Origin of the sequence: Rhodococcus sp. KBS0724, from assembly GCF_005938745.2 — a bacterium.
Lineage (GTDB): Bacteria > Actinomycetota > Actinomycetes > Mycobacteriales > Mycobacteriaceae > Rhodococcus_F.
Genome location: NZ_VCBX02000001.1, coordinates 4,941,558 through 4,968,482, shown reverse-complemented (window position 1 = coordinate 4,968,482; position 26,925 = coordinate 4,941,558). Strand labels below are relative to the sequence as shown.

The 26,925-nt window shown below is 61.6% G+C and carries 27 protein-coding genes; 17 read left to right on the top strand and 10 right to left on the bottom strand.

Features of this window, described 5'->3' with window-relative positions; all coding sequences use genetic code 11:
- Nucleotides 1-114: 114 nt before the first annotated feature.
- From FFI94_RS22905 to FFI94_RS22870, 8 genes are all read left to right on the top strand, one after another.
- Nucleotides 115-1,299 carry an ABC transporter substrate-binding protein gene (locus FFI94_RS22905; protein ID WP_138869826.1) on the top strand — a complete coding sequence of 395 codons (1,185 nt, stop codon included), beginning with the start codon at nt 115-117 and terminating at the stop codon, nt 1,297-1,299.
- 15 nt (nt 1,300-1,314) lie between these two features.
- Complete coding sequence (locus FFI94_RS22900) at nt 1,315-2,190, top strand: branched-chain amino acid ABC transporter permease (RefSeq protein ID WP_138869825.1); 876 nt, start codon at nt 1,315-1,317, stop codon at nt 2,188-2,190.
- A complete protein-coding gene (locus FFI94_RS22895; RefSeq protein WP_138869824.1) occupies nt 2,190-3,194 on the top strand; it encodes a branched-chain amino acid ABC transporter permease in 1,005 nt (334 codons plus the stop codon). The genes FFI94_RS22900 and FFI94_RS22895 overlap by 1 nt, the downstream gene beginning before the upstream one ends.
- Nucleotides 3,191-3,985: an ABC transporter ATP-binding protein gene (locus tag FFI94_RS22890; protein WP_138869823.1), complete on the top strand. Its 795-nt coding sequence runs from the start codon at nt 3,191-3,193 to the stop codon at nt 3,983-3,985. Before FFI94_RS22895 ends, FFI94_RS22890 begins: the two co-directional genes overlap by 4 nt.
- A complete protein-coding gene (locus tag FFI94_RS22885) occupies nt 3,969-4,673 on the top strand; it encodes an ABC transporter ATP-binding protein (RefSeq protein WP_138869822.1) in 705 nt (234 codons plus the stop codon). The genes FFI94_RS22890 and FFI94_RS22885 overlap by 17 nt, the downstream gene beginning before the upstream one ends.
- A gap of 9 nt (nt 4,674-4,682) precedes the next feature.
- Nucleotides 4,683-6,326, top strand: coding sequence for a class I adenylate-forming enzyme family protein (locus tag FFI94_RS22880; RefSeq protein WP_138869821.1), 1,644 nt, complete (start codon nt 4,683-4,685; stop codon nt 6,324-6,326).
- 68 nt (nt 6,327-6,394) lie between these two features.
- Nucleotides 6,395-7,393 carry an alpha/beta hydrolase gene (locus tag FFI94_RS22875; protein WP_138869820.1) on the top strand — a complete coding sequence of 333 codons (999 nt, stop codon included), beginning with the start codon at nt 6,395-6,397 and terminating at the stop codon, nt 7,391-7,393.
- A gap of 135 nt (nt 7,394-7,528) precedes the next feature.
- Entirely contained in the window at nt 7,529-8,548 is a 1,020-nt protein-coding gene (locus FFI94_RS22870) for an alpha/beta hydrolase (RefSeq protein ID WP_138869819.1), read from the top strand.
- A gap of 212 nt (nt 8,549-8,760) precedes the next feature.
- On the opposite strand, the gene ramB is transcribed toward FFI94_RS22870, so the two are convergent.
- Entirely contained in the window at nt 8,761-10,173 is a 1,413-nt protein-coding gene (gene ramB / locus FFI94_RS22865; protein ID WP_138869818.1) for an acetate metabolism transcriptional regulator RamB, read from the bottom strand.
- A 136-nt stretch (nt 10,174-10,309) separates the two neighbouring features.
- On the opposite strand from ramB, the gene FFI94_RS22860 reads away from it, so the two are divergent.
- Nucleotides 10,310-10,849: a hypothetical protein gene (locus tag FFI94_RS22860; protein WP_260684244.1), complete on the top strand. Its 540-nt coding sequence runs from the start codon at nt 10,310-10,312 to the stop codon at nt 10,847-10,849.
- Nucleotide 10,850: 1 nt separating this feature from the next.
- Here the strand turns inward: FFI94_RS22860 and fmdA are convergent, their stop codons facing one another.
- Nucleotides 10,851-12,110 carry a formamidase gene (gene fmdA / locus FFI94_RS22855; protein ID WP_138869817.1) on the bottom strand — a complete coding sequence of 420 codons (1,260 nt, stop codon included), beginning with the start codon at nt 12,108-12,110 and terminating at the stop codon, nt 10,851-10,853.
- A gap of 28 nt (nt 12,111-12,138) precedes the next feature.
- Nucleotides 12,139-12,426 carry an FmdB family zinc ribbon protein gene (locus FFI94_RS22850; protein ID WP_138869816.1) on the bottom strand — a complete coding sequence of 96 codons (288 nt, stop codon included), beginning with the start codon at nt 12,424-12,426 and terminating at the stop codon, nt 12,139-12,141.
- A 520-nt stretch (nt 12,427-12,946) separates the two neighbouring features.
- Between FFI94_RS22850 and aceA the strand changes: the two genes are divergently transcribed.
- The 4 genes from aceA (at nt 12,947) to FFI94_RS22830 (ending at nt 18,813) form a co-directional block, all read left to right on the top strand.
- Entirely contained in the window at nt 12,947-14,236 is a 1,290-nt protein-coding gene (gene aceA, locus FFI94_RS22845) for an isocitrate lyase (protein WP_003941533.1), read from the top strand.
- 177 nt (nt 14,237-14,413) lie between these two features.
- The gene (locus FFI94_RS22840; protein WP_138869815.1) at nt 14,414-15,310 is read left to right on the top strand and encodes a 3-hydroxybutyryl-CoA dehydrogenase; all 897 of its coding nucleotides are present in this window, start codon (nt 14,414-14,416) and stop codon (nt 15,308-15,310) included.
- 91 nt (nt 15,311-15,401) lie between these two features.
- Nucleotides 15,402-17,708 carry a 5-methyltetrahydropteroyltriglutamate--homocysteine S-methyltransferase gene (gene metE / locus FFI94_RS22835; protein ID WP_138869814.1) on the top strand — a complete coding sequence of 769 codons (2,307 nt, stop codon included), beginning with the start codon at nt 15,402-15,404 and terminating at the stop codon, nt 17,706-17,708.
- Between the two features lie 64 nt (nt 17,709-17,772).
- The gene (locus tag FFI94_RS22830) at nt 17,773-18,813 is read left to right on the top strand and encodes an NAD(P)-dependent alcohol dehydrogenase (protein ID WP_138869813.1); all 1,041 of its coding nucleotides are present in this window, start codon (nt 17,773-17,775) and stop codon (nt 18,811-18,813) included.
- A 10-nt stretch (nt 18,814-18,823) separates the two neighbouring features.
- Here the strand turns inward: FFI94_RS22830 and FFI94_RS22825 are convergent, their stop codons facing one another.
- The 3 genes from FFI94_RS22825 to FFI94_RS34340 all read right to left on the bottom strand — a co-directional run bounded on the left by FFI94_RS22825 (nt 18,824) and on the right by FFI94_RS34340 (nt 20,367).
- Nucleotides 18,824-19,636 (bottom strand): SigB/SigF/SigG family RNA polymerase sigma factor, encoded by an 813-nt coding sequence (locus FFI94_RS22825; RefSeq protein ID WP_138869812.1) that lies wholly within the window; start codon nt 19,634-19,636, stop codon nt 18,824-18,826.
- Complete coding sequence (locus tag FFI94_RS22820) at nt 19,633-20,064, bottom strand: ATP-binding protein (RefSeq protein WP_138873348.1); 432 nt, start codon at nt 20,062-20,064, stop codon at nt 19,633-19,635. Before FFI94_RS22820 ends, FFI94_RS22825 begins: the two co-directional genes overlap by 4 nt.
- Nucleotides 20,065-20,235: 171 nt before the next feature.
- Nucleotides 20,236-20,367: a hypothetical protein gene (locus FFI94_RS34340; protein ID WP_260684242.1), complete on the bottom strand. Its 132-nt coding sequence runs from the start codon at nt 20,365-20,367 to the stop codon at nt 20,236-20,238.
- Between the two features lie 39 nt (nt 20,368-20,406).
- Between FFI94_RS34340 and FFI94_RS34785 the strand changes: the two genes are divergently transcribed.
- Nucleotides 20,407-20,982, top strand: a complete 576-nt coding sequence (locus FFI94_RS34785; RefSeq protein WP_397495579.1) for an STAS domain-containing protein — start codon at nt 20,407-20,409, stop codon at nt 20,980-20,982.
- Nucleotides 20,983-21,054: 72 nt separating this feature from the next.
- Here FFI94_RS34785 and FFI94_RS22810 read toward each other — a convergent pair whose 3' ends face one another.
- Nucleotides 21,055-22,326: a glycosyltransferase gene (locus FFI94_RS22810; RefSeq protein WP_138869811.1), complete on the bottom strand. Its 1,272-nt coding sequence runs from the start codon at nt 22,324-22,326 to the stop codon at nt 21,055-21,057.
- A 147-nt stretch (nt 22,327-22,473) separates the two neighbouring features.
- Between FFI94_RS22810 and FFI94_RS22805 the strand changes: the two genes are divergently transcribed.
- Nucleotides 22,474-22,902: a DUF6292 family protein gene (locus FFI94_RS22805; RefSeq protein ID WP_138869810.1), complete on the top strand. Its 429-nt coding sequence runs from the start codon at nt 22,474-22,476 to the stop codon at nt 22,900-22,902.
- A gap of 12 nt (nt 22,903-22,914) precedes the next feature.
- Here the strand turns inward: FFI94_RS22805 and FFI94_RS22800 are convergent, their stop codons facing one another.
- A complete protein-coding gene (locus FFI94_RS22800) occupies nt 22,915-23,493 on the bottom strand; it encodes a DUF2231 domain-containing protein (protein WP_138869809.1) in 579 nt (192 codons plus the stop codon).
- Between the two features lie 100 nt (nt 23,494-23,593).
- Here FFI94_RS22800 and FFI94_RS22795 point away from each other — a divergent pair, with 100 nt between their 5' ends.
- Nucleotides 23,594-23,815: a hypothetical protein gene (locus tag FFI94_RS22795; protein WP_185993290.1), complete on the top strand. Its 222-nt coding sequence runs from the start codon at nt 23,594-23,596 to the stop codon at nt 23,813-23,815.
- A gap of 7 nt (nt 23,816-23,822) precedes the next feature.
- On the opposite strand, the gene FFI94_RS22790 is transcribed toward FFI94_RS22795, so the two are convergent.
- Together FFI94_RS22790 and FFI94_RS22785 are read right to left on the bottom strand one after the other, a co-directional pair.
- Nucleotides 23,823-24,677: a polyphosphate kinase 2 family protein gene (locus FFI94_RS22790; RefSeq protein ID WP_138869808.1), complete on the bottom strand. Its 855-nt coding sequence runs from the start codon at nt 24,675-24,677 to the stop codon at nt 23,823-23,825.
- 49 nt (nt 24,678-24,726) lie between these two features.
- Entirely contained in the window at nt 24,727-25,461 is a 735-nt protein-coding gene (locus FFI94_RS22785; protein WP_033235533.1) for a TetR/AcrR family transcriptional regulator, read from the bottom strand.
- A gap of 127 nt (nt 25,462-25,588) precedes the next feature.
- Between FFI94_RS22785 and FFI94_RS22780 the strand changes: the two genes are divergently transcribed.
- On the top strand, nt 25,589-26,881 hold the full coding sequence (locus tag FFI94_RS22780) for a DUF445 domain-containing protein (RefSeq protein WP_138869807.1): 1,293 nt from the start codon (nt 25,589-25,591) through the stop codon (nt 26,879-26,881).
- Nucleotides 26,882-26,925: the final 44 nt, after the last annotated feature.

The window sequence follows — 26,925 nt, the reverse complement described above, 5'->3', positions numbered from 1 at the left end:
CCCCGTATTTACTGCGGTTTTGACTATCGGTGTGACCCAGTGCATACTTCTGCCCAGCTTCGTAAATCAAGCGCTTGTTTGATTTACCAAATATTGCTTGGACAGGAGTGGGATGTGAGACTCGGAAAGGCGATAGCCTTGGCCGCGGCAGTCGTGCTCGGGACTGGTGCGTGTGCGTCCGCCGGGGTCATTCCGGACGACGAGATCGTGATCGGTCTGGACGAGGATTCGACCGGGCCTGGTGCGTCGTACAGCACCATCGCAGGCAAGACGGTTCGCTTGAGCGTCGATTTGATCAACCAGGCAGGTGGGATCAACGGCAAACCGGTACGACTGGTGGTCGAGAACGACGAGAGCAGTCCCACCAAGACGCCGTCGATCATTCGGAAGCTGGTGGATCAGGGCGCCAGTGCCGTGATTCTGGCGACCGGCAGCGGCTCGGTCCTGCAGGCGAAGTCGATTCTCGAGCAGTCGAAGATCCCGGCAATCGCGCCCGTTGTCCTCAGCGACGCGTTTGCCTCCCCTCCCGGCAACGACTACTCCTTCATGATTCCCAACTCGCTCAAGCAGTACGCCGAGGTGTATTGCGGAGCGTTCGAGAAGCTGGGCTATAACTCGCTCGGAATCCTCGGTGACGCAAGCGCTTCCATCGACGGCATCATCAAGACGCTGCGCCCGGCGTTGGAGAAGTGCGCAACGGTCACCGCCGTCGAGAAGGCCCCGGTAGACGCCGCGGACCTCACGGCGCAGGTGTCGCGACTCGCGGAAACGAAACCAGACGCCATTCTCGTGGCCAGCATCGGTGGCCACTTCGAGATCCTGGCGCACAACACACTCTCGAAGATCGTCCCCGAGACGCAGCGCTTCTCTCTGGCCTCCATCGGAAATCAGCCGGCGTCCTGGGCTTTGGCTGATCCGAAGGCGCTCAGTGGCATGGTCTACATGGGATCGCTCAGTGCCGACAACGTGCGCACTGCGGAGTTGACCGAGAAGGTCCGGGCTGTCAAGGGTGCCGACTATCAGTTGACCGCGTACGACGCGCAAGCGTACGACGCCGTCATGATGCTGGCGAAGGCCATCGAGATCGCCGGTGGTCATCAGGACCGAACCGCTGTTCGGGATGCGCTCCAGCAGGTTTCGGGTCTTCCTGCCAGTTTCGGTCAGGACGATTTGACGCTGTCCTTCAGCCCGGGGGACCACTTGGCCCCGGACAGCCTGTGCGGACTGGTGCTCGTCGAATTCGGTGACGACAACAAGCCCGCCCATCCATGGGATTCCTATCAGCCCCCGTGCGGATAACCGAGGAGCTTTGACATGACAGACGCACAACTCTGGCTTGCAGCCATCGAGATCGGTGCTTTCTTCTCGTTGATCGCCTTGGGGATGTACCTCGTGGTGGTCGGCGCGGATTTCTTCAACTTCGCCATGGGTCCGTACGCCATGGCAGCGGCTATGGCGAGCAGCTGGATCGCGGTCAACCACGGACTGGCTCTGTGGCTGGCAATGCCGCTGGGAATTGCTGTTGCAGTGGTGCTTTCGGTATTGACCGAAAAGCTGGTGGTGAAGCAGGTTCAGAAGCGCTCGGGACGTGGTGAGCTACCGGCTTTGGTGGCCGTGACTGCGGTGCTCTTCGGTATTCAGCAACTGGCGGGAACCGTGTTCGGGCGTACACCGCTGCCGGGACAGAAGATCTTCGACTTCGATCCGATCACCGTTGCCGGCGCCACCGTCGACAGCGCGACCGTGGTTCTGATCGTGGGTACTGCGCTGGTGTTCATCGGAATCGGACTGTGGCTGAACACGTCCACTGCCGGCCGGTTGCTACGGGCCGTGGGCGACAACCCCGACGCGGCACGGGTACTCGGCTTGCCGGTGGACCGGGTTCGACTGATCGCCTTCACACTGGCGGGCGTCATTGCCGCGATCGCGGGACTGTTGTTCGCCCCCAAGGCCGGTGTGCAGTTCACCAGCGGATTGTCCTGGACGCTTACCGCTTTCATCGCGCTGGTCATCGGTGGTACCGGACGTAGCTGGGCGCCGCTGATCGGCGGAATGTTGCTGGGCATCGTCCAGGTGTTCGCGCCGTACTACTTCGGTGCCAGCGCCGCTCAGACCGCGATCCTCCTGATCGCACTGGTCTTCTTCGCCTTCCGCCCGGAAGGTCTGCTCTCGAGAAAGGTGCGCGTCTGATGGGTGCGATAACCACACCTCGCGCGATCAGGTCGCGAGCGCGGCTGGGCAACGTGTCGCGCGAAGCCCTGATAACGGTGACTGTTGTTGCCGTAGTTCTCCTGTGGATGGGGCCCAGCCTGTACCGACAGGACCTCATCTTCCTTGCCGCCACCTACTCACTGATTGCGCTGGGAATGTATGTTCCCTTCGTCCTGGCAGGTTCCCTGTCGATGGCCTACAGCGCCTATGCGGCGATCGGTGCCTACGCGGTTGCCTTGATGTCTGTGAAGACCGGGATGTCGATGTGGTGGGGCTGGCTGATCGGCGCGTTGGTTGCAGCGTGCGTAGCGGTGCTCCTCAGTCTTGCCACGCAGAAACTTTCGGGTTTCTACCTCGCGGCTGTGACTCTGCTGTTCGGAATTGCCTTCGAGCACTGGCTCATCGACGGACCCAGCTTCACCGGCGGTTCGGCCGGCATCTCCGGAGTTCAGGCTCTCACGATGTTCGGTTGGGAACCGCCGCGATACGCGTTGGTCGTGTTCGCGATTCTGTTCGTCTGCGTCATCGCCATTGCGGTCGATCGACTGCGGAAGTCCGTGTGGGGCCTGATGTTGCAGGCTTCGCGGGACAATCGGAACGTCGCCAGGTCCTCAGGCGTCAACCCGATGCACCTGACAGTCGTGGCACTGGCGATCGGCGCCGCGATCGCGTCGACCGGTGGATCTCTCTTCACCGTCTCGGTTCAAGCGGTGACGCCGGAAACCTTCACGCTCAGCATCGTTTTCCTCGCTATCTTCATGCCGATCATCGGTGGCCGCGGCTCCGCATGGGGTGCGCCGCTCGGTGCGCTCATCGTGGTGATCGTGACACTCAACATGCCCGGATATCAGGGCAGTGGCGAACTCCTGCTTGCCGGTGCGGTTCTGGTCATTCTGATCGTCGCCCCGGGCGGCGTGATCGGCTGGACTCGTGCGTTGATCAACCGGCTGACTGCTACCTACCAGGAGCGTGATTCCCGATGACCGATCCGTTACTCGAGGTTCGTGGCCTCCACAAGTCCTACGGCGGTGTGCGGGCGGTCGACGACGTGTCGTTCAGCGTCGGCCCCGGTGAAGTCATCGGTCTGGTCGGACCAAACGGCGCGGGCAAGACAACACTCGTCGACTGCATCTTCGGTACCCAGCAAGCCGATTCCGGAACGGTGAGCCTGGCCGGTAAGACGCTGAGCGGCCCTTCGGAACGTCGTGCCAGGCACGGGCTCTCACGGACCTTCCAGCACCCGCAACTGGCGCTCGAACTCAATGCCGTCGACAACATCATCCCGGGACTCTACGGACACCGGATCACCTCGCCGCTGCACTCGCTGTGGTGGGCGATCAAGGGGCCGTTCGAGAACTGGGACAAGGCCTCGGATCAGGCTTCAGCGCTGGCGCGGGAGTATTCGATCACCGACACCGAAAGCGCGTGTGGCGATCTGAGTCTGGGTGCTCAGCGGTTGGTCGAGGTTGCACGTGCGATGGCAACCGGACCGGAAGTGCTGCTCCTGGACGAACCGTTTGCCGGCGCGGATCACGACGGCATCGACGCCATCTCCGGCGCAGTCCGTTCCATTGCCGCACAGGGCAAGGGTGTTGTTCTCGTCGATCACAACGTCGACCTCATCGCAGAACTCGCGACAACGGTGGTTCTGCTGAACTTCGGCGGAGTCGCCTTCTACGGGCCGCCGCAGGAATGCCTGTCCAGCGACGCGATGCGTGAGGTCTATTTCGGCTCCGACGACGAAGAGGGTGTGAGCAATGCTCGAGGTCGATAAGGTCACTGTCCGTTACGGATCGGCGATCGCGGTGCGCGACGTCAGCTTTGTCGCGCCGCCCGGTCAGGTCACCGCCCTGGTCGGACCCAACGGTGCTGGCAAGACTTCGCTGATGGGCGCGATCTACGGTTCTGTGCCGGCGTCCGGCCGGATCACCGTCGACGGTCGCAGTGTCGAGAAGATGTCGGCGTTGCAGCGCGCACGCAGCGGTTTTGCGTATGTTCCGCAAGGGCGGCAGTTGTTCATGCGTATGTCGGTTCGCGAAAATCTCCGGGTAGGCGCCGACCTCCTGGGCCTCACAGCCGATGCGGTGGATTCAGCATTTGCACGCTTTCCGATTCTGAAAGAGCGCGCCGAAAGTTATGCCGGGGTACTCAGCGGTGGTGAGCAACAGATGCTGGTTCTGGGCCGGGCGCTGCTGGCAAAACCGTCGTTGCTGCTTCTCGACGAGATGATGACGGGTCTGGCGCCCAAGATCGTGGCTGAATTACGCACGCTTGTAGGACAACTGGCAGAGGAAGGGGTTACGGTAATCGTGTCCGAGCCGGCTTTGTCTGCATTGAAGGCGGTCGTGGACCGTGGGTACGTAATGCAACGCGGCGAGATTGTGCGCGAATGCGATTCCGCCGCTTCGCTCGACGCTGCATACAAACTATCGATGGGCGTGCACAGCGCCGAGGGGAGATGAACGACGATCATGCAGGAAGTCACAACGTTGGACGTGGCAATCGGCGAGTTTGCCCTCGATCCGGATCGATTTTCCGGCGTCAGTATCAGTGAAATAGTCCGGCACTGGTCGGAGACCATCCCGGACCGCACAGCGTTCATCACTCCGACGTCGCGAATTTCGTGGGCGCAGTACGACGCGGCCGCCGACGCCATCGCATCGGCACTCGAACTCTCCAGCGAGGGATACGGGCATGTAGCGGTGCTGCTTCCGGACACCATGGTGTTCCACGCCGCGCTGTGCGCCGCGTACCGCACCGGCCGGGTGGCCGTGGGAATCGGATCGCGATCCGGGCTCCGCGAGATCTCACATCTGATCGAACGTTCCGACGCCACAGTGCTGGTGACGGCTCGAACTCTGCGCGGGGTCGACACCACGGAGTTGATCTCACAACTGCGGCAGGCGCATCCCGCTCTGGACGTGGTATTTGCCGACGACACCGGAGCAGTGAGCTTCGAACGAGCTGCCGCGACGGGCGGTGTTGTTTCTCTTCCCGTGCCGGCGCGGGCATTCGCAGCGACAAGCCCGACCTTCTCGACTGCCGCCGTGTCCATGCTGAACTCGACCTCCGGCACGACCGGCCTCCCGAAGTTGGTGACCCAGACGGAAGATCGGTGGGTTGCATTCTCCGAGATCGGCGCAGAGGCAGCCGATGTCGGACCCGACGAAGTCTTCCTCGGCGCCGTTCCGGCTCCCTTCGGTTTCGGCCTCTGGACGTCGCACTTCCTGCCCGCACTGCTGGGTGCCCCCAACGTGGTCATGGAGCGTTTCGACGTCGCGGTGATGATCGATCTCATCGAGCGTGAGAGCGTCACGGTGTTGAACTGTGTGAGTACACAATTCAAGATGCTGTTGCGATCCGATGCCGCAGCCGACGCCAATCTCGATTCGTTGCGCGTCATGTTCACCGGGGGAGAAGCGGTTCCGTATTCGGAGGCCCTGGCATTCGAGGAGCGGACCGGAGCCGCCGTGCTGCAGTTCTACGGTTCCAACGAGACCGGGGCCGTCTCCGTCACTACTGTCGACGACGACTCCGATACCCGGCTGCGTACCTGCGGACACGTCATCGACCGGATGCAGGTTCGGGTATTCGACGACACGGCAACAGAAGTGGTCGGGGCTATGCGCCGCGGCCAACCGGCGGTCAACGGACCGTTGATGTGTCAGGGCTACTGGGGCGACGTCGAGGCCAACAACGAGTTGTACACCGGAGACGGCTGGATGCTGCTCGGCGACATCGTCGAAATCGACGAGGACGGTCGCGTTCGTGTGGTGGGCCGTAAGGCCGACATCATCATTCGGGGCGGCAAGAACATCTCCGCCGTCGAAGTCGAGGAATATGTCCGCGCGCACCCGCTGGTGGATTTGGTTGCCGCAGTGGGCGTCGACGACGCACTCTTCGGCGAAAAGGTGTGCGCCGTTGTCGTGACCACGGATAACGAGGTACTGTCCGCGGCGGAACTTACCGGGTGGATGCGTGAGCAGGGTGTCACGCGCGAATACATTCCGGAGTACGTGATGACGTTGGCGGAGTTGCCGATGGCAGCCGGCGGAAAGGTCGCCAAGGGAGCCGTCAAGGAACTCGTGCGCGAGAAACTCGCTGAGTCGGCCTGACAATCCGGCAACCTCGACGGTGTCGGGTTAGTCTGATTCGGACCTAGTGCCGAGCTGTCAGGACTCCGATGCCACATCGATTCAGGATATTGCGATGGACCGTACTGGCACTCACCGTCGGAGGTGCGGTCCTCGCGGGGATACGCAGCCCGAGGCCCGGCGCACTGGTTGTGCGCTGGGTCTTCGGCCGCGACGCCGCAAAGGTTACCGACACGCTGCGCAAACACGCGCCGGGAGGCGTCGACGCCATTCGCGATCAGCAGTATCGCGCGCGTGATTCCGATGCCCGACTGGACGTGTATTTTCCGGCCGGTACGCAGACCGCGCTCCCCACCGTGGTGTGGACACACGGTGGGGCGTGGATTTCCGGCAACAAGTCCAACAACGCTACGTACTTCGAATTGCTTGCCTCTCGCGGTTTCACCGTGGTGTCGCTGGATTACTCGATCGGACCAGAGCATCGGTATCCGACCGCGATCGGTCAGCTCAACGACGCGCACGCGTACATCCTCGAGAACGCCGAGAGATTGCACGTCGATCCGTCCAAGATATTTCTGGCCGGTGATTCGGCAGGTGCTCAGTTGTCGAGCCAATTGGCAGCGATCATCACCAATCCCGAGTACGCGAAACATGTTTGTGTGACGCCGGCCTTGCATCCGGATCAACTGCGCGGCGTTGTGCTGAACTGCGGAATCTACGACGTCGCGAACATGGTGGGCGGCCCCGGCATCGTCGGCTGGGGTGTCGACCGCTCGCTGTGGGCATATACCGGCGATCGCCGTTTTATCGATAGTGCTGCTGCAGAACAGATGTCGACGCTCCATCACGTCACTGCGGATTTCCCGCCCGTCTACATCAGTGGCGGCAATGCCGACCCACTGACAGATCGTCAGTCGAAACCGTTGGCCGACAAGCTGACTGGATTCGGCGTCAAGGTTGACACGTTGTTCTACCCGGATGATCACGAGCCGGCGCTCGGGCATGAATACCAGTTCAACCTCGACAATGCAGACGGTATGGCGGCCTTCGAGCGCACCGTCGACTTTCTCTCGTCGCGGGTCGACTGATCGTATTCCCTTGTTCTGCTTGAGAATATGACATTCCCGGCAATCAGGTCGTAGGTAATTGCCAGGCAATTCCCAGGAACCGCATCTCCGCTAGCCTTGTGCCTGATGTATGTTTTCCGACGCCCAGGAGTTGCTGTGCCCAAGTCGTCCCCACGTCGATTGCCCCGGTGGGCGCTCGGCCTGTTGAGCGCGGTGTTCGCCCTGATGATCGTCGGGGGATTGGCGACGTACTTCAGTCCGTGGCCCGGAACCCTGGCAATGCGGTGGATGGCGGAAGGGAGTGCAGATTCGGTTTCTGCGACGCTCTCCGAGTTGGCTCCGCCCGGCATCGAGACGCTTACCGACGTGAGCTACCGCGACGGCGATCCGGATGCCTTACTCGACGCCTACTTCCCGGGCTCGGCGTCAGCGGCTCTGCCCACACTGATCTGGACTCACGGCGGCAGTTGGGTCTACGGCGACAAGGAAGATTACTCGGGCTACTACAAGAGTCTGGCCGGCGAAGGGTTCACGGTCATTTCCCTGGACTACTCACTGGGCCCGGACGCGACGTATCCGACAGTGCTCCATCAACTGAACGACGCCTATCGGTACATCACCGACAATGCAGAGCCGTTGCACGTCGATCCGAACGCACTCTTCCTCGGCGGCGATTCTGCCGGCGGCCAGATCTCCAGCCAGATCGCTGCAATGATCACCGATCCGCACTACGCCGCCGAAGTCGGAGTCGCGCCCAGCCTTACGCCGCGTCAGGTCAGAGGCGTAGTCCTGGACTGCGGCGTCTACGACATGGACGAATTCCTCAACTCCGACGGCAGATTCGGTTGGACGGCAGATCGCGAATCCGTTTGGGCATACACGGGGACCAAGGACTTCGAGAACTCGCCGGCGATCAGGCAGATGTCGACGATCAACGCCGTCACGTCGGCCTTTCCGCCGACCTTCATCACGGGCGGCAACGCCGACGAACTGACCGCAGGCCAGTCGAAACCGTTTGCGGATAAACTCATTCGGCTGGGCGTCGACGTCGACGCCCTCTTCTACCCGGATGACTACCAACCGCCGCTCGAGCACGAGTACCAGTTCGATCTGGATACTCCCGACGGGCAGATCGCGTTCGACCGCACCGTGGCCTTCTTGCAGGAGTATTCGTAGTTCTTGATTGAACCGAGGGGACTGACCAAGGGTTACGGACCGACCAGAGCAAGGCGGGGGCTCACCCAGCTTGGCTGGTGGTGCCGTCATCTCTGCGCTACCGAGCCTTATCGCGGTTGATGTGGAGCCGAACACCCTATGGCGAACAGCAGTAACAAGTCCCACCCCATGCTCTCGAGCGTACCGATGAGATGGTGCGGAAATGCTTATGGTTAGCGAATTACATACGGCGAGATCGAGCTTCGATGCTCGCTGATGTCCAAAGCCTTGCCCAACGGAGGGAAAGCGCGCTGCGGGCAGTTCAAGCGTTCGCACACTCGGCAACCCGAGCCGATCGGTGTGCCGGGATTGGACTCGTCCAAGTCCAAACCGTCGCCGTAGACGAGTCGATGAGCATGGCGGATTTCGCAGCCAAGTCCGATGGCAAAGATTTTCTGTGGCTGGCCGTACCTCGCGGCCCGACGCTCGACTGTGCGCGCCACCCACAGGTACCGTCGGCCGTCGGGCATCTGGGCGATCTGCGGCATGATCTTGCCCGGGTAGGAGAAGGTCTCGTACACATTCCACAGCGGGCAGGTGCCGCCGCTGGTGGAGAAGTGAAAGCCGGTGGCGGACTGACGCTTCGACATGTTTCCCGCGCGATCGACGCGCACGAACATGAACGGGACACCGCGCAGTTTCGGTCTCTGCAATGTCGACAGCCGATGGCAGATCGTTTCGTAGCTGGCGGAGTAGAACGCCGACATGCGCTCGATGTCGTAGCGGAAATCCTCAGCGACGTCGTGAAACTGTCCGTACGGGAGGACAGTAGCCGCGGCGAAGTAGTTGGCCAGGCCGAGGCGAGCCAGCGACACCGACTCCTCGCTGGTGAAGTTGCCTTCCGCGACGAGAGAGTCGAGCAGGTCGTTGTGTTCGAGGTAGGCCAGTTCGGTGGCGAACTTGAATACCTGCTGACCGCCGGAGAGGTGCGACGAGATTTCGAGGACCCGGTTCTCGGGGTCGTACCGATGCAGGATGTTCTCGCCGAGGTCGATTCGGCGAACGATCTGCACGTCGTGGATCGTTTCCAGACGGCGAGCGATTTCGCCCGCGATGTCGCCGCGGTGGAAACGCAGGCGTGACGTCAGTTCTTCCGCGGCGGTATCGAGGTCGTGGATGTAGTTCTGCCGTTGATAGAAGTAGTCGCGCACTTCCTCGTGGGGCATCGTGATGGAACCACTGCCACTGCCGTCCGAAAAGCGATCCTCGGTGGCCGCAGCCAACTGCGCCGTGGTGTTGCGGAAGCGGCGGTGCATGTTGACCATCGCCTTTGCCAACCCCGGATGACTCGACACCATCTCGGCGATCTCATGCGCGTCCGCGTCGATACCCATCTCCTGGTCGAGAGCCACCTCGCGCATTTCGGCGATCAGACGGGTGTCGTCCTGCGACGAGAAGAAGGTGGTGTCGACACCGAACACCTCACTGATCCGCAGCAGGACGGGGACGGTCAGCGGGCGAACGTCATGTTCGATCTGGTTGAGGTAGCTCGCCGAAATTTCGAGCGTCTTTGCGAGCGACGCTTGGCTCAGCCCACGCTCGGTGCGTAGTTGGCGGAGCCGGACACCGACAAAGGTTTTCGACATTCAGCCAGGATACGAGGGGTTCTGCCGGTTCGCAATTTCGAGTTTGCAGACTTAGCGAAGTCCTGGTCAGGTTTGAAGGACCGTCATGTGCCGTATCCAGTGAGCACCGTCGCATTCGATTCCGGAGGTCTACGTTATGGGCGCTCCACCAGTCTTCCGTACGTCGGTCGCCTTGGCGGCGTCTGTGGCTGCTTTCTTCCTGTCACAATTCCCCGGCACCGCGGCGGCAGACCCGCCGACCTCGACCACGAATTTCCAGGTCCCGGTAACGTTCGTCTCGGCATGCAGCACGGTCGGTTTCAGATGCTGGGTGCCCTACCTGCTGGCAAGCGTGACGCCGTCGGCAACAACGGGCACACCCGGCGTGGTGACCTTTGCGGCAAACCCGTCGCCGACGATCTCGGTCACCACGCTCGACTGCATCGATGTGTCGGTGAACTGGCGCAACCTGACCACCGGCGCTGCGGGCGCCACGGTGCTCCGCGCTGTCCGGCCGGATTTCAGTCGACCTGTTGCACCGAACGAATGGTGCCGATACGAACCGACCACGGTAGTCACCGAAAGCGGCACAGTGACCGCGATCGCCGACGTGACTGCATCCGTCTACCCACCCGCGAGCGATCGCTGGCCTCAGATTCCGGTGAATGCGGGATTCGGAATCATCCAGGTTTCGTAGATCAAACTTTGTTCTCCGAACGCGGAGCACCCATTCCCGGATCGATCTGGAATGGCCCGCTCGCAGACGGAGCAAGCGGGAAGTCGAAGATCGCGGTCGGGAGATACACCGTCGAGCAGGAGTTCGGAATATCGACGACGCCGGAGAGTCGGCCTTCGATCGGTGCGGCGCCGAGAAGTAGATACGCCTGCTCCGGGGCGTAGCCGAACTTCGTGAGGTACTCGATCGCGTGCAGGCACGCGCGCTGGTAGGAGAGGTGGGAGTCCAGATACTTCTGCTCACCGTCCAGCGTCACGGATGTGCCCGAGAACGCCAGCCACTCGGAATACTGCGGGTCTGTGTTGCCCGGCATGAAGATCGCATTCTCGGACACCCCGTAGGTGTCCATGCCGCCTTTGATGATGTCGACGCGCAGATCGATGAAGCCGCCCATCTCGATGGCGCCGCAGAAAGTGATCTCACCGTCGCCCTGGGAGAAGTGCAGGTCTCCGACGGACAAGTTCGCGCCGTCGACAAATACGGGGTAGAAGATTCGGCTGCCCTTTGTCAGGTTCTTGATGTCCTGGTTGCCGCCGTTTTCACGCGGGGGAGCGGTGCGGGCAGCTTCGCCGGCAACTCGGATGTAGTCGTCGCCGGTGAGTGTTCCGAGCACGGCGTCCCGGGGCTCGGGCGGAAGTGCCAGTGGGGGAACGCGATTGGGATCAGTGGCAATCAGTGCGCCTTCGCGGGCGTTCCACTTCGAGAGTAGGGCTGCTGACGGCGCAGTGCCCATGAGTCCCGGGTGCACTATTCCGGTGAACGATACGTGTGGGATATGGCGCGACGTCGCGGTTTGCCCCGAGAAATCCCACACCGCTTTGTATGCGTCGGGGAACTGCTCGGTGAGGAATCCTCCGCCGTTGTTGCGCGGGAAGATGCCGGTGTACCCCCAGCCCTGGCCGGCCAACGGACCCGAATCTTCTTGGGGGATAGGGCCGATGTCGAGAATGTCGACGATCAAGAGGTCGCCGGGCTTTGCCCCTTCTACGGCGAAAGGACCGGAAAGCGTGTGCACGGTGGTGAGTGGCGCGTTGAGAATGTCGTCCGCGGAATCGTCGTTGTGAATGGCGCCGTCGAACCACTCGCGGCAGTGGACACGGAACGAGTCCCCCGGCTTCACTGTGACCGCGGCCGGAATGTCCGGGTGCCAGCGGTTATGGCCGACGATGGCCTGCTCGGTGAACTTCTTGGTGGAATCGAGGGGGAACAGCAACTCCGGCATGTGAACTCCTCATCATCGGGTGGGACTTTCAGGGGCGAGGTAGCTTGCGGTGCAACGGATTAGACGTAGTCGGGGGAGCGGAGCGGCGAGCGCCCGGTAGTGAACCGCTCACTACTGCCGGCTCATGGGCGGATCGCGCCGTGGCGTCCAGGAGTCCCATCGCGGCAGAGGATGCGTGGCTCAATCTCGGCGTCGACATCACGCGTCGGGAATCGCCGGAGCATTGAGGGCACACAATTGACGAGGGGACCTCGGCCATCGCAAACGACCGCTCGAGCGGTCCGCAGCCGGTGCAGCGAAACTCGTACAGGGGCATGGGCGTCACGCTAGTGGAGGTTGGCGTCGGCGGCAGCGGAACGACGAGCCTGTGTGCACACAAGATTGCGAAACCGCGCTGGAACCCGCGTATCGAGACGACTTGTGTGCAGAAAATCCCGCCCAGAACGGCGAATCCACGAAATCGGCGTGATTGCGGTCACTCCGAGCCCGAAAATGTTGCTGGAAGTGATGCTGAAGTTGCTCGTCGTCGGCGTGCTCGCATCGCCGCAGGAGGTTGTGTGCATTTCGTTCACAGCCTGCAGTTTCTTGCTACTGGCCAGTAGGAAACCTGCCCGATTGGTGAGGTTTGGACCCCCTTAGATCTTCGCAGGCTTAGCAAAGTGTGTTGAAAAGATAGCGAAGATTGGCAGTAGCAACAGGTAGACGGCACTTTTTCGATGTGCCATTCTCGATGAGTACACAAAAAGGGCCTGGCAAGGATGTGAAGCAGTACGGATGTACCGCTCACGTACTGCTCACAACGGGCCGGACCAGTAGATCAAAGAGATGGAGTCTTGATGTCGACCACCGGCACCCCGAAGACCGCAGCAGAGCTTCAGCAGGATTGGGACACCAACCCTCGCTGGAAGGGCGTAACTCGTAACTACACGGCCGATCAGGTCGTCAAGCTCCAGGGCACCGTCGTCGAGGAGCAGACCCTCGCTCGTCGCGGATCCGAGATCCTCTGGGATCTCGTGAACAACGAGGACTACATCAACTCCCTCGGTGCACTTACCGGCAACATGGCTGTGCAGCAGGTTCGCGCCGGCCTCAAGGCCATCTACCTCTCCGGCTGGCAGGTTGCCGGCGACGCTAACCTCTCGGGCCACACCTACCCGGACCAGAGCCTCTACCCGGCCAACTCGGTGCCGACCGTCGTTCGTCGCATCAACAACGCACTGCTGCGCGCCGACGAGATCGCCAAGACCGAGGGTGACACCTCCGTCAGCAACTGGCTCGCTCCGATCGTTGCCGACGCCGAAGCCGGCTTCGGTGGCGCTCTCAACGCATACGAGCTGCAGAAGGCCATGATCGGCGCCGGCGCTGCCGGTGTCCACTGGGAGGATCAGCTCGCTTCGGAGAAGAAGTGCGGCCACCTCGGCGGCAAGGTGCTCATCCCCACGCAGCAGCACATCCGCACCCTGACCTCGGCTCGTCTGGCTTCCGATGTCGCGGACGTTCCGTCCGTCATCATCGCCCGCACCGACGCCGAGGCTGCAACCCTCATCACCTCCGACGTGGACGAGCGTGACCGCCCGTTCCTCGACGGAACCCGCACGGCCGAAGGCTTCTACGGCGTCAAGAACGGCATCGAGCCCTGCATCGCTCGCGCCAAGGCTTACGCACCGTACGCAGACCTCATCTGGATGGAGACCGGCGTGCCGGACCTCGAGGTTGCAAAGAAGTTCGCCGAGTCCGTTCGCAGCGAATTCCCGGACCAGCTCCTGGCCTACAACTGCTCCCCGTCCTTCAACTGGAAGGCGCACCTGGACGACGCGACCATCGCGAAGTTCCAGAAGGAGCTCGGCGCAATGGGCTTCAAGTTCCAGTTCATCACGCTCGCTGGCTTCCACTCGCTCAACTACGGCATGTTCGACCTGGCCTACGGCTACGCCCGCGAAGGCATGACGGCATTCGTCGACCTGCAGGAGCGCGAGTTCAAGGCTGCCGAAGAGCGCGGCTTCACCGCCATCAAGCACCAGCGTGAGGTTGGCGCCGGCTACTTCGACACCATCGCCACCACCGTTGACCCCAACACCTCGACGGCAGCTCTCAAGGGCTCCACCGAAGAGGGACAGTTCCACTAAGAACTGACATCGGGTGGGGGAGAGGCTCGGCTTCGGGTCTCTCCCCTGCTTTTTATCACGACCTTTCGTCTTCAAGGCAGTTCCGATTGCGTCGGCCACCAGTGTCGACGCGGTTCGAAGTGCTTCTTATGCAACACCTCCACCAGACACACTCCACGAGACAAACAAGGAGCTGACGTGACCAGCGAAAAAATTCAGCGCGTCGGCGTTATCGGCGCCGGAATCATGGGTGCCGGAATCGCCGAGGTGTGCGCCCGCGCACATGTCGATGTTCTGGTCTTCGAGCAGACTCGCGAGCTTGCTGCAGCCGGGCGTTCACGCATCCTGCGTTCGCTCGACCGCGGCGTGAGCAGCGGAAAGATCACAGAACGTGAGCGTGAGCAGGCCGCATGGCGTCTGCGTTTCACCTCCGATCTGGGAGATTTCGCGGACCGCCAGCTCGTCGTGGAGGCCGTCGTCGAAGACGAGAAGATCAAGAGCGAAATCTTCGCCGAGCTCGACGCGGTCGTGACGGACCCGGATGCGGTTCTCGCGTCCAACACGTCGTCGATCCCGATCATGAAGCTCGGCATCTCGACCAAGCGTCCCGAGCGCGTCATCGGTATGCACTTCTTCAACCCGGTTCCGGTTCTGCCGCTCGTCGAATTGGTGACGACGCTCAAGACCAGCTCCACCGTGAGCCAGCGCGCCGAGGCTTTTGCCAGTGACATTCTCGGCAAGCAGGTTGTCCGCAGCGCCGACCGCTCCGGCTTTGTCGTCAACGCACTCCTGGTGCCGTACCTGCTCTCCGCCATCCGCATGGTCGAGTCCGGCTTCGCTACGAAGGAAGACATCGACAAGGCAACGGTTCTCGGCCTCGCGCACCCCATGGGTCCGCTGGCCCTGACGGATCTGGTCGGACTCGACACCGTCAAGTCCATCGCCGACTCCATGTACGAAGAGTTCAAGGAGCCGCTGTACTCCGCTCCGCCGCTGCTCCTCCGTATGGTCGAGGCAGGTCTGACGGGCAAGAAGTCCGGCGCAGGGTTCTACGAGTACACCGACAACGGTCGTTCCGCCAAGCAGGCAAGCTAAGGCCAATGGCCCTGTGCGCCTTTGTTGGTAGTTCCGGCTACCACGAAGGCGCACAGGGCGCTTGCGCCCCTCGGTTAGAAAGGTCGACCGCATGTCCAGCAGCACTGCAGCATTCGGCTCCAGCGTCCTGGGGTACCCGCGCATCGGGCCGCGGCGGGAGCTCAAGCGTGCCCTCGAGTCCTACTGGCACGGCAATTCCGACAAGGATGCACTTCTCGCGGTCGCCAAGGAACTTCAGGAATCGACCTGGAGTGAATTGGCTGCAACGGGATTGAGCCAGGTTCCCGGCAACACCTTCTCGTTCTACGATCACGTTCTCGACAACGCCTTGCTGTTCGGCGCCGTCCCCGAGCGCTTCAAGCCGCTCGAAAGCGCTTTGGACCCACTCGATTTCTACTTCACGATGGCGCGTGGACGTCCCGACTTCCCGCCCCTCGAGTTGGTCAGGTTCTTCGGCACCAACTACTACTACCGTCAGCCCGAGATCGACGCCGCGACGGAGTTCTCACTCAACTCGGAGGCACTGCTCGACGAATTCGAGCGTGCCAAGGAACGAGGCATCGAACTGCGTCCCGTGATCATGGGACCGGTGTCGTTGCTTCTGCTCTCCAAGGTGGGGCCGGCAACCGAAGCGGTTGACTCCGAGTTCACACCGCTCGACCGACTCGACGATCTACTTCCCGTGTACGAGAAGCTGTTCGAGCAGTTGGCCAAGGCCGGCGCGACGTGCGTCCAGCTGGACGAGCCTTCGGTGACGGAGGATCGCTCGGCCGAAGAACTCGATGCACTCAAGCGGGCGTACGAGAAGCTGTCGACGGCACCGCTGCGTCCGCGTCTGCTGGTCACGGGACCGTACGGCAAATTCGGCGAGGCTCTTAACATTCTGGCTGCCACCAAGATCGAGGCATTCGGACTGGACCTCGTGCACGGTCGAATCACGGCCGAAGAGCTGGCCGCGGTTCCCCACATCAAGCGCAAGCGCATCTACGCCGGTGTGGTCGACGGACGAAACGTCTGGCGAGTCGATCGTTTCAACACCTTGACGTACCTCAACGAGCTCAAGGACGTTGTCCCGGATCTTGTTGTCTCCACGTCGTCTTCGCTGCTGCACGTGCCGTACGACGTGCTCTCCGAGTACGACATCCCGGGAGACGTCGCTGATCGTCTGGCCTTTGCCAAGCAGAAGGTCGGCGAGGTCGTCACACTCGCGAAGGCGCTCACCGAAGGTCCGTCGGACAAGTGGCGTAAGCGTCCGACGAAGGTGCACTTCAAGCTCAAGCACGCGGTGCGAGCCCGGGTCAACGCCATCAAGCCCGAAGATCGTATTCGAGCGCCGTACGAAGAGCGTCGCAAGGTGCAGCAGGAACGGTTGAACCTGCCGTTGGTGCCGGCTCAGACATTGGGCTCGTTCCCGCAGACCAACGAAATCCGCCAGGCGCGTTACGAACTCGGTGAAGGCCGGTTGGCGTGGGACGACTACTACAAGCGCATCCAGGAAGAGATCGAACGCACCATCCGCCTGCAGGAGGACATCGGACTCGATGTTCTCGTGCACGGTGAGCACGAGCGCAACGACATGATCCAGTACTTCGCCGAACTGCTCGAAGGGTATGCCTTCACGCACAACGGTTGGGTTCAGGCATACGGATCCCGTTGTACGCGTCCGCCGATTCTCTACGGGGACATCGCACGTCCGAAGCCGATGACGGTCGAGTGGATTGCGTACGCGCAGTCACTGACCGACAAGCCGGTGAAGGGCATGCTCACCGGACCTGTCACCATGATCGCCCGTTCTTTCGTCCGTCAGGATCAGCCGCTCTACGAAACGGCAGAGCAACTGGCCCTTGTCATTCGGGACGAAATTGCAGATCTCGAAGCGGCCGGCATCGCCATCATCCAGGTGGACGAACCGGCAATTCGTGAACTGCTGCCGCTACGTGAGGACGGCCGGGAGGCCTACCTGGAGTGGGCCGTCGACGCGTTCCGTCTGGCAACAGGTGGAGCGAAGCCGGAAACACAGATCCACACACATCTGACGTACTCCGCTCGGTCGTCGGTGGTCGACGCCATCGAACGGTTGGACGCCGATGTGACGGCTATCGTCGCGACCCGCTCCATCACGTGGGTGCTCGATGCACTGAAGGAAGGCGCGCTCACGCACGGCGTCGGCCCCGGTGTGTACGAGTCCCGTTCGGCGAGGATCCCGGATATCGACGAACTCGACGAATTGCTCACGGAGGCAAGCGAATCGATTTCTCTCGATCGCTTGTGGGCGAACCCGGACGGCGGGCTCAAGACTCGCCATCCGTGGCAGCTCGAGCCGTCACTGCGCAACTTGGTTGCCGCGGCGAGACGACTGCGTCGCCGGGCCGAGAACGCTCAGGATACCGGTAGCTAGACAAATCGGCACAGAAGGGACCTGCAATTTGCAGGTCCCTTCTTGCGCGAGTAGGCATGTACTCATGGTTACTGCTGCTGCTTATGCCGCGACGTCCGCTGACGGCCCCCTCGAGAAGACCACCATCGAACGACGCGAGCTCGGTCCACTCGACATTCTCATCGACATCAAGTTTTCCGGAATCTGCCACTCCGACATCCACACCGCCCGAAACGAGTGGGGCGGAGCCAAATACCCGATCGTTCCCGGACACGAAATCGCCGGCGTAGTCGCCGCGGTGGGTTCCGATGTCACCAAGCACAAGGTCGGCGACCGCGTCGGCGTCGGCTGCTTCGTCGACTCGTGCGGTGAGTGCGACGCCTGCGTCGCCGGTGAGGAGCAGTACTGCCGCAAGGGTGTGACCGGTACGTACAACGCCACCGGCCGTGACGGCGAGCGCACTCAGGGTGGGTACTCGACGCACATCGTCGTCACTGAACACTTCGTTCTGTCGATTCCCGACGGCATCGAACTCGACGTCGCGGCGCCACTTCTGTGCGCAGGCATCACGTTGTACTCGCCGCTGCGGCATTGGAAAACCGGACCGGGCACGAAGGTTGCGATCATCGGCTTCGGTGGTCTCGGTCACGTCGGTGTGAAGATCGCCAAAGCGATGGGCGCCGAGGTCACCGTCCTGAGTCAATCACTGAGCAAGCAGGACGACGGTCTGCGTTTCGGTGCGGATCACTACTACGCCACCAAGGATCCCGGCACGTTCAAGGCATTGCGTGGACAGTTCGACCTGATCCTCAACACCGTGTCGGTCAATCTCGACATCGATGCGCACATGTCTTTGCTTGCGCTCAACGGAACATTGGTCGAATTGGGATTGCCCGAGAAGCCGATCGAGGTGCGCGCGTTCTCCCTCGCCGCAAACCGTCGTAGCTTGGCCGGCAGCATGGTTGGCGGCATTCCGCAGACGCAGGAGATGCTGAACTTCTGCGCCGAACACGGCATCGGGGCCGAGATCGAACTCATCCCCGCCAGTGAGATCAACGCCGCTTACGACCGCGTGGTCGCAAGCAACGTTCGCTACCGATTTGTCATCGACACGGCCACCATCTGAACGCTGCTCGTCAGTCGAGTTGCTCGCGAAGGCTGCTGAGGGTTTTCGCGAGCAACCTCGACACGTGCATCTGCGATACTCCGACCTTTTCGGCGATCTGTGTCTGCGTGAGATTGCCGAAGAACCGCAGCATCAACACGGTCCTCTCGCGGTCCGGCAGCTTCTCGAGCAGTGGACGCAGTGCCTCGTGATTTTCGACATTCTCGAGGGCTGCGTCGTAGTCACCCAGTGTCTCCACCAGAGGAAGGTCGTCGGTGTGATTGGACGCCGCGCCGTCGACCGACACAGTCTGATAGGCATTTCCGGCAATGAGCGCTTGGGCGACTTCTTCGCGTTCGACGCCCAGCGTCGCCGCAAGTTCGTCGACGGTCGGAGCATGCCCCAACTGCTGTGACAGTTCGCTGATCGCCTGGCCGAGTTGAAAGTGCAGTTCCTTCATGCGGCGCGGAACGCGGACTGCCCAACCGGTGTCTCGGAAGTGTCGACGTACTTCGCCCATAACCGTGGGGACGGCAAACGATACGAAGTCCGATCCACGACTGACGTCGAACCGGTCGACAGCGTTGACCAGGCCGAGCCGTGCGACCTGAACAAGATCGTCGTGTGCTTCGCCGCGGCCGTCGAACCGCCGGGCGATGTGCTCGGCCAAAGGCAGGCAGCGTGTGATGAGTGCCGCTCGCACTCGTTCGTACTCGGTTCCCGACCGATCGAGGGTGCTCAGCTTCTCGAAAACCGCTATGACGTCTCGATACTCGTCTGTAGACCGACGACGCGGCCGCGGTGGGCCATGCTCGGACGATGTCCCATGAGCGGACGATGTCACTGGCGCCTGCCGTCAGCTTTGGTGAACTTCATAGTCGTGATGTACCCGGCACCATTCGGATCTTCTTCTTGATCGAGGGAAATCGAGTCGGTGAGAGCCGTCAGGACGTGCCAACCGAAGGAGCGCTGGTCGGCGCCGTCGGACGCAGCTGTCGTGGTCGAGACCGAAATATGTAGCTGGGACGCCGCACAGACAAATCGGCACACCAGCACTGAATCGGGGAGAGCTCGCACGATGAGATGCGTACAGATCTCATCCATGGCCAGCCTGATGTCGGCAATGGCGTCGAGGTCGAAGTTCTCTTGAATTGCGACGGTCGCAGCGAGCGCCCGCAATATCGACAACTGGTCAAGGGTTGCCCGGATTCTCAACTCGACTACTGGTTGAGTGCGATCCTGATCGGGTTCGATTGCGCTGAGATGTTGCATGAGTTCTCCGGATCGTCGTACCAGGTGCCGGCCCCGGACGCTGGTGCGGTGAACCATACCGACCGATACGATCACAGACACCCCTATACAGAAAATATCTACGCCGGTGCGCAGACGCTTCAGGGGGATTACCACTTTTCGGTGCAGTTGAAACCAAAGGTTTGTGGCAATTCAAACCACAGGCTTGTAGCGGTCCGACCAGGGGTTGTCGCAGTTCACGCCACCGCGGTCCAAAATCTCGACCACCAGTTTGTGCTCCGCGACCGAACCGAACGCTCGAACTGCGGTTGTGACCGCCGTCATCTCGGGGTACTGTTCCAACCGAGGTTGAGCACACAGCCGATGAGGGATAATCCATTAACAATGGGCCCGATATCGCGTGCGCCCCTGATGGATGTCCCCCGTTTCTTTGCACAGTGTATGCCGTTGCGGGATGGGAGAACCATGACTGTTGTTCCAAAATCATCTGTTCCAGGATCACCTGTTTCTGGGAAGCCGAAACCAGGCTTCTCTTATGCAGGTAGAGGTTCGCTCGACTACGGTCCGCCGCCATCGGCGACGTCCACCGCCTCATTTCGGGCGCACAAGGTCAGTGCCAGTACGGTCGTGGTATCGGTTCGCGGTGAAATCGACTTGTTGAGCGTCAACGCATTCCGCGATTATCTGTCCACCCAGGTTGCGCCGGATCGGACCCTGGTTGTCGACATGTCGGATCTCGAATTCATGGGTATGTGCGGGTTGTCATCGTTGTCGATCCTCTCCACGCTCACCCGCGATGCCGGCGGTGCTCTTGCCTTGATCTGTGGTCGACCGGTTCAGCGTCTCCTCAAAGCTGCCGGCCAGGAATCCATGTTCGACTGCTACACCTCGTTGGAGCACGCAGTCGGTCTGGGCGAAACCAAACGTTTCCTTGCCTGAAAGGCGCCGAGCCACACAGCATTCAAGGTCACACAGCATTCAAGTTATTCACAGTAAGGAGTTTCAGGTCGCTCACCGAGCTACTTCGCTTCGGTGAGCGACTCTGTGCGCGCGAACGCGGGGAGGCGCGGTGACGCAGCGACCATAGGTCCGCACTACTTCACCCGCGACGTGTTCCCACGAATACGATTCGCACATCCGGGCCCGGCCCGCGCGGGAGAACAGAGCGCCTTCCTCGGCGTTGTCGAGCAAATGCCGCACAACCCTCGCGGTCTGCTTGGGATTGTCGACTGGAACGCGGTGTCCGGTCAGTCCGTCGACCACGGTGTCGCGCAGTCCGCCGACCGGGGTTGCGACAACGGGAACTCCACAGGCCATAGCCTCGAGTGCGACTATGCCGAATGGTTCGTAGCGGGCCGTGCAGAGAAGTGCATCGGCCGACCGCATCAACTTCGGTAGCGCATGATGCGGGACGCGGCCGAGAAGTTTCACCCGATCCTCGACGCCTAGTCGTTCAGCGAGTTTCTGCAATTGCGTAGCGACCTCGTCGGTCGGCAGACCTGACGACGGCGGCCCACCCGCCACTATCAATTCCGTATCGGGCAGCGACGCCAGAGCCGCAACCGCGACGTCGAATCCCTTCTGTTCTACCAACCTTCCGACGCACAACAATCGGTGCGGTGCATTTCGTTTTGCCCGCGGCCCCTCCGGGGTGAAGTGGTCGACGTCGACGCCGGACGGAACCATGGTCGTCCGCGAGCGAGGCGAGCCGAGCCGGACTAGATCGAATACCTCGTCGGAACTCGTCGCGATGACATGCGTCGCACCTTTGGCGACCAACTGCTCCAGATGGGAACGCTCCGAGGGGTTTTCGTCGGACAAGCCGAGATGGCGCCGCTCCGTGATACCGAGCGAATGGAATGTTTGCAAAACCGGAATGCCGAGGATCCGCGTTGCCAATTCCGTGGCGATACCCGACATCCAAAAATGAGCGTGCACTACGTCGGGCCGGTCCAGAGTCCACAAATTGCGTAGTTCACCACCGAATTCGCCGAGATGCTGCAGGAGTTCCTTGTCGCTCAGCGCATGCGGCGGACCGGCTTCGGCATACACGACGGTGTAACCGCCACGCGCGCGAACACGGTCGGGACCGTGTGCACTCTGCCGCCGCGTGTACACCGTTACGTCATGGCCCGCGCGAACGAGCGCCGATGACAGTTCGTCGACGTGCAGATGCTGGCGTCCGGCAACGGAATTGCCCACTTGAGCCAGTGGGTCCGCGTTGACCGACACCATGGAGATATTGAGCATTCGTCCGGGTGCGATGGCGGGCGAATAAGTCATCTGGGCACCTCTCGGTTGACTGTTTCGTCTTCGGATACCCGCAGTCCGTGATCTGAACCGGCATCGCTTCGCCCCGGGGATCTGAAGCGGGTTTCGCTGCGCCCCGGGATGGGCACATTTCAAGCACGCAAGGTGAGGAGTGGATCGATGACCGAACAGGTACTTGTCGACGCGAATGTGGGGCTCGGATTCCAGCGGTACATCCAGTCGGTGGCCGAGGGCGTCGGCGCAGGAATCGAGCAATGGTGCTGCCGGGGCGAGCATCCGATGGAGGCGTACATCGCCCTCGATCGAGAGGTGCCACGCTTCCCCGGTCGGGAAGTTGCGTTGCTGTGGGAGGAAACGTGTGGTTGGGCGTTGGCAGTGGAAACCCGATCGGGTGAGGATCTGATCGTTCTCGGATATCTAGGGGACGACGCAGTTCCGGCTCCGGACGCGGTCGCAGCATTCGGAGCGAGCGTCGGTACCCCTGACGCCCGGATGCGCCGACGCGCGTCCTGGACCAACGATCGTCCGCTGGCGGATTCCGATCGAACTGCCCGCCTGCTTCGTCAGTACGGTCACGACGCGCGCTGAACTTCAGATCCGCTAATTCACCACGTTCAGCGCCGGATCGAGGACCGGCGCTGACGCAGTCTCCGTGTCGAAATCGTCCATCAGCCGGAACACGATGTGCCCGCCGATTGCGCCGCCGATACCGATAGCGCTCAACCCGACCAGTGAGAGCAACCGCGCAAGTAGCGGCGGCGGGGAATCCTTGCTGCGCAAGAAGTACGACACCAGGAAGGCATCGATGCCTACCGCGTTGCTCGCGGCGTGAACCAGCCCGACGCGGCGCGCGACCGTGTTGCGTTCAGACCAATCGAGCCAGCCAGTGATAAGTGCCGGCGGCGTTGTGACGAGTCCGAGCAGGATCAGGTTGCGCACTGTTTTCGGCTCCCGCGCAACATAATCGAACACGACGGCCGACGTCCACGCGCCGATGGGGACGGCCACCAACGCAGGATGTAGCGGGTGCTCGACTGGTGATCCGCGAAGGATGGACGCGACTTTGCGTGTGGCCGGGGAGTATGAGGCCGCGTCGAGGATTCTTCGCTGAAGACCTGTGGACGGACCGTCCAGTTGGTCGGCGGATTCGATTCTGCGGAAAAGGTTTCCGATATTCATGTAATTCGGCTACCCCAGGTTCAGCCGGAGAAACCCGCTTGTCGCGCATAGGTCTGCGGCGTACGGTCGAATCGAAAGAGATCCGACCCGAGGAGCCATCATGAAGCTCAATCTCTTTGCGGCCTGGGCGTCGTACTTCCTGGTTCTTGTCACTGTCGTCTGTCTGGGCGGATTCCTGGTCGCCGCCGGATCAGGTAATGGCGGCTGGGCGCTGATTTCCGGGTTGGCGGCAGCCGTGTCCATCGGCCTCATGATCGCGTTGTACACCGGAACCGTTCGCCACGATCACAAGGTGCATCGGGAAACACCCCATCTGTTCTGAGCCGGTATCAGGACTCGGCGAGGCGGGCCTTCTCGATCTCGACGTCGAAATCGGCTGGTGGCCATGACAGGTCGAGGTTTGCGAATGCGTCGATCAACAGCTCGGTGACGGCGATGCGGCTGTACCACTTGCGATCACACGGCACCACGTACCACGGCGCGTGCTCGGTGGACGTCTTGTCGAGCATCGCCTGATAGGCCTCTTGATAGGCGGGCCACAGTTTCCGTTCGGTCACGTCGCCCGGGTTGTACTTCCAGTACTTCTCCGGCCGGTCGAGTCGCTCCTGGAGACGCTTCTTCTGCTCGTCCAGCGACACGAACATCGCGACCTTGACGATGGTGGTGCCGGCGTCGACGAGTTCTTTCTCGAACTGATTGATCTCGTCGTAGCGCGCTCCCCACACATCCGGCGGCACAAGATCGTGGACTCGCACCACCAGGACGTCCTCGTAGTGGGAGCGGTCGAACACTCCGAGATAGCCGCCGCGGGGGAGTTGCTTCTTGATCCGCCACAGGTAGTGGTGCTGCTTTTCCTCGTCCGTCGGAACCCCGAACGACGCGTGATCGACGCCCTGCGGATCGACGTGTCCCACGACGTGGCGCACCATTCCACCCTTGCCCGAGGTGTCCATTCCTTGTAGGACGAGGAGGACAGATCGCGAGTCACCCGAGCGACCGTTGGCGTACAACAATTCCTGCAAGCCCGACAGCACGGCGCCGCGTTCTTCGAGGAGACGCTCGCCGTCAGCTTTCTTCCCCGTGAATCCCGGAGTGCTGTTGCGGTCGAGACCTTCGAGATCGAAGCCAGGCTCTGATCGGAGGATGGTCACGGCCGGTGTTTCCCACAGCGAGTCGTCTGTCATACCCGGAGACTGTGCCACAGCGGAGGTGGCGTGCGTGGGAACTTCAGGCTCAGTCGTTCTCGGGAGCGATCAGCGGATGCGGCATGGATTTGAACTTGGCCGGTGAACCCTTGACGGCGGCGATACCGGTGATGCCGCCCCACGTCATCATCGTCAGGTAGTCGATCAACGATTCGGCGGACATCGACTTGTTGGAGATCCACCAGTGCGTCGCCAACTGGATGCCGCCGACGATTCCATACGCCCACGGCAGCGACCCGCCGGAATCCATTTCCATCTCGCGCAGGCGATTGCCCAGCACCGTTGACAGGAGTTCGGCGATCATGCGCTCCGACTCGGCCACGACGTCACGACTCGCACCGGCTCCGTTTGCCATGACGTAGAGGTAGATCGCCGGGTCGGACGCAACAGTCTCGACGTACGCGGTGATCGTGGCGTGTGTCAGCTCGAAATCGTCGAGTTCGTCGCTGATGGCCTGATAGATGCGCGGCGCGAGAATTGTCTCGACATACCGCATCATCGTGGCCGTCGTCAGGTCGCTCTTGTCGGTGAAGTAGCGGTAGAGAACAGTCTTGGAGACACCGATTTCGGACGCGATCTCATCCATACCGATTTCACGGCCACGCGCACGGATCGCTGCGATGGTGCCGTCGACAAGCTCTTCGCGTCGGGCGATCTTGTGCTCGCGCCAGCGCCGTTTGCGTCCGTCGGACTTCTCGGGCTTCGTGTCAGCGACAACTGGGCCGTCTACCTGCTCGTTGTCCTGCACAGCGTTCTTAGCCACGGGGTATCTCATATCTGTGGTGCGATCCACGTCCGAGCGGTCTCATTCCGTTTCAGCTTAGTGTCCGGGCAATTACGGTGGGCACGCACCTGCAGCTTCGACGCACCCGAGGCGAGCTTTCGGCACAATGGCAAGGGTGCAGCAATTGAGCGTTAACGCTTTCGGCTCGGCTTTCGGCGACGATGCCAAGCGTCGGGACCTCCGCAAGATGAAGTTCTTCGCGACTGGTCTCCTCGGTTTCGCGACGGTCGTCTATCTGTTCTGTCGATGGCAGGAATCCCGCGGCGCGGGCGAGTGGGTCGGGTACGTGAGGGCAGCGTCCGAGGCGGGCATGGTCGGCGCGTTGGCTGACTGGTTTGCCGTCACGGCACTGTTTCGGCATCCGATGGGGATACCGATTCCACACACCGCGATCATCAAACGCAAGAAAGACCAGCTCGGGGCGAGCTTGAGTTCGTTTGTCGGTCAGAACTTCCTGGCCCCCGACGTCGTGTCCGCGAAGGTGAAGCAAGCGCAGATCCCGCTGCGACTCGGTACATGGATGGCCGAGCGGGACAATGCTGCGCGTGTTGCCGCGGAGACGTCGACGATCCTGCGCGGCCTGGTCGAGGTGCTGCGCGACGAGGACATCGCGCAGGTCATCGACCACACGATCGTCAAACGTCTGGCGGAGCCGATGTGGGGCCCGCCGATCGGCCGGGTGCTCGGTGAGCTTCTGAAGGAAAACAAGCAACTGCCGATCATCGAACTGCTGGCCGAACGCGCCCATCAGTGGGCGCTCGGAAGTCAGGAGACCATCGACCGCGTGATCGTCCGTGATTCGCCGGCGTGGTCTCCGAAATTCGTCGACGCGATGCTCGGCGAGAAGATCTACAAGGAACTGGTCGAGTTCACGTGGAAAGTGCGGGCAAATCCCGAGCACGAGGTGCGGCTTGCGGCCAATCGCTTCCTGATCGACTTTGCGGACGATCTGCAGAACGATCCGGAGACGATCAAGAAGGCCGAAGGAATCAAGGCCGAGATCATGGGGCGCGAGGAAGTTACCGGACTCGCATCGGCGACGTGGAAGGTCGCGAAGCGGCTGATCATGGAATCGGTCGACGATCCCAACAGCACCCTGCGGACCAAGGTTGCCGAGAACGTCGTCGGATTGGGCATCCGCCTGCGCGACGACGAGTCGATGCGAGGCAAGGTCGACGGGTGGTTGGCGGCGGGTACGACGTACATCGCGGAGAACTACACCGACGAGATCACCGGCGTCATCAGTGACACCGTCGAGCGCTGGGACGCCGAAGAAGCCAGTCGGAAAATCGAGCTCCAGGTCGGTCGCGATCTCCAGTTCATCCGCATCAACGGCACGGTGGTCGGTGCGATAGCGGGTCTGTTCATCTACACGGTGTCGACGCTGATTTTCGGCTAGCAGTGGCTCATCGAATGTGACGTGCGCCCTACTGCTAGCAGTAG

What these genes read in the sequence shown, in the direction of transcription:
- FFI94_RS22900 (WP_138869825.1), top strand. Translation starts at nt 1,315, where the DNA reads ATGACAGACGCACAACTCTGGCTTGCAGCCATCGAGATCGGTGCTTTC.
- FFI94_RS22895 (WP_138869824.1), top strand. Translation starts at nt 2,190, where the DNA reads ATGGGTGCGATAACCACACCTCGCGCGATCAGGTCGCGAGCGCGGCTG.
- FFI94_RS22890 (WP_138869823.1), top strand. Translation starts at nt 3,191, where the DNA reads ATGACCGATCCGTTACTCGAGGTTCGTGGCCTCCACAAGTCCTACGGC.
- FFI94_RS22885 (WP_138869822.1), top strand. Translation starts at nt 3,969, where the DNA reads ATGCTCGAGGTCGATAAGGTCACTGTCCGTTACGGATCGGCGATCGCG.
- FFI94_RS22880 (WP_138869821.1), top strand. Translation starts at nt 4,683, where the DNA reads ATGCAGGAAGTCACAACGTTGGACGTGGCAATCGGCGAGTTTGCCCTC.
- FFI94_RS22875 (WP_138869820.1), top strand. Translation starts at nt 6,395, where the DNA reads ATGCCACATCGATTCAGGATATTGCGATGGACCGTACTGGCACTCACC.
- ramB (WP_138869818.1), bottom strand. Translation starts at nt 10,173, where the DNA reads ATGTCGAAAACCTTTGTCGGTGTCCGGCTCCGCCAACTACGCACCGAG.
- FFI94_RS22860 (WP_260684244.1), top strand. Translation starts at nt 10,310, where the DNA reads ATGGGCGCTCCACCAGTCTTCCGTACGTCGGTCGCCTTGGCGGCGTCT.
- fmdA (WP_138869817.1), bottom strand. Translation starts at nt 12,110, where the DNA reads ATGCCGGAGTTGCTGTTCCCCCTCGATTCCACCAAGAAGTTCACCGAG.
- FFI94_RS22850 (WP_138869816.1), bottom strand. Translation starts at nt 12,426, where the DNA reads ATGCCCCTGTACGAGTTTCGCTGCACCGGCTGCGGACCGCTCGAGCGG.
- aceA (WP_003941533.1), top strand. Translation starts at nt 12,947, where the DNA reads ATGTCGACCACCGGCACCCCGAAGACCGCAGCAGAGCTTCAGCAGGAT.
- metE (WP_138869814.1), top strand. Translation starts at nt 15,402, where the DNA reads ATGTCCAGCAGCACTGCAGCATTCGGCTCCAGCGTCCTGGGGTACCCG.
- FFI94_RS22830 (WP_138869813.1), top strand. Translation starts at nt 17,773, where the DNA reads ATGGTTACTGCTGCTGCTTATGCCGCGACGTCCGCTGACGGCCCCCTC.
- FFI94_RS22820 (WP_138873348.1), bottom strand. Translation starts at nt 20,064, where the DNA reads ATGCAACATCTCAGCGCAATCGAACCCGATCAGGATCGCACTCAACCA.
- FFI94_RS34340 (WP_260684242.1), bottom strand. Translation starts at nt 20,367, where the DNA reads ATGACGGCGGTCACAACCGCAGTTCGAGCGTTCGGTTCGGTCGCGGAG.
- FFI94_RS34785 (WP_397495579.1), top strand. Translation starts at nt 20,407, where the DNA reads ATGAGGGATAATCCATTAACAATGGGCCCGATATCGCGTGCGCCCCTG.
- FFI94_RS22810 (WP_138869811.1), bottom strand. Translation starts at nt 22,326, where the DNA reads ATGACTTATTCGCCCGCCATCGCACCCGGACGAATGCTCAATATCTCC.
- FFI94_RS22805 (WP_138869810.1), top strand. Translation starts at nt 22,474, where the DNA reads ATGACCGAACAGGTACTTGTCGACGCGAATGTGGGGCTCGGATTCCAG.
- FFI94_RS22800 (WP_138869809.1), bottom strand. Translation starts at nt 23,493, where the DNA reads ATGAATATCGGAAACCTTTTCCGCAGAATCGAATCCGCCGACCAACTG.
- FFI94_RS22795 (WP_185993290.1), top strand. Translation starts at nt 23,594, where the DNA reads ATGAAGCTCAATCTCTTTGCGGCCTGGGCGTCGTACTTCCTGGTTCTT.
- FFI94_RS22790 (WP_138869808.1), bottom strand. Translation starts at nt 24,677, where the DNA reads ATGACAGACGACTCGCTGTGGGAAACACCGGCCGTGACCATCCTCCGA.
- FFI94_RS22780 (WP_138869807.1), top strand. Translation starts at nt 25,589, where the DNA reads ATGGCAAGGGTGCAGCAATTGAGCGTTAACGCTTTCGGCTCGGCTTTC.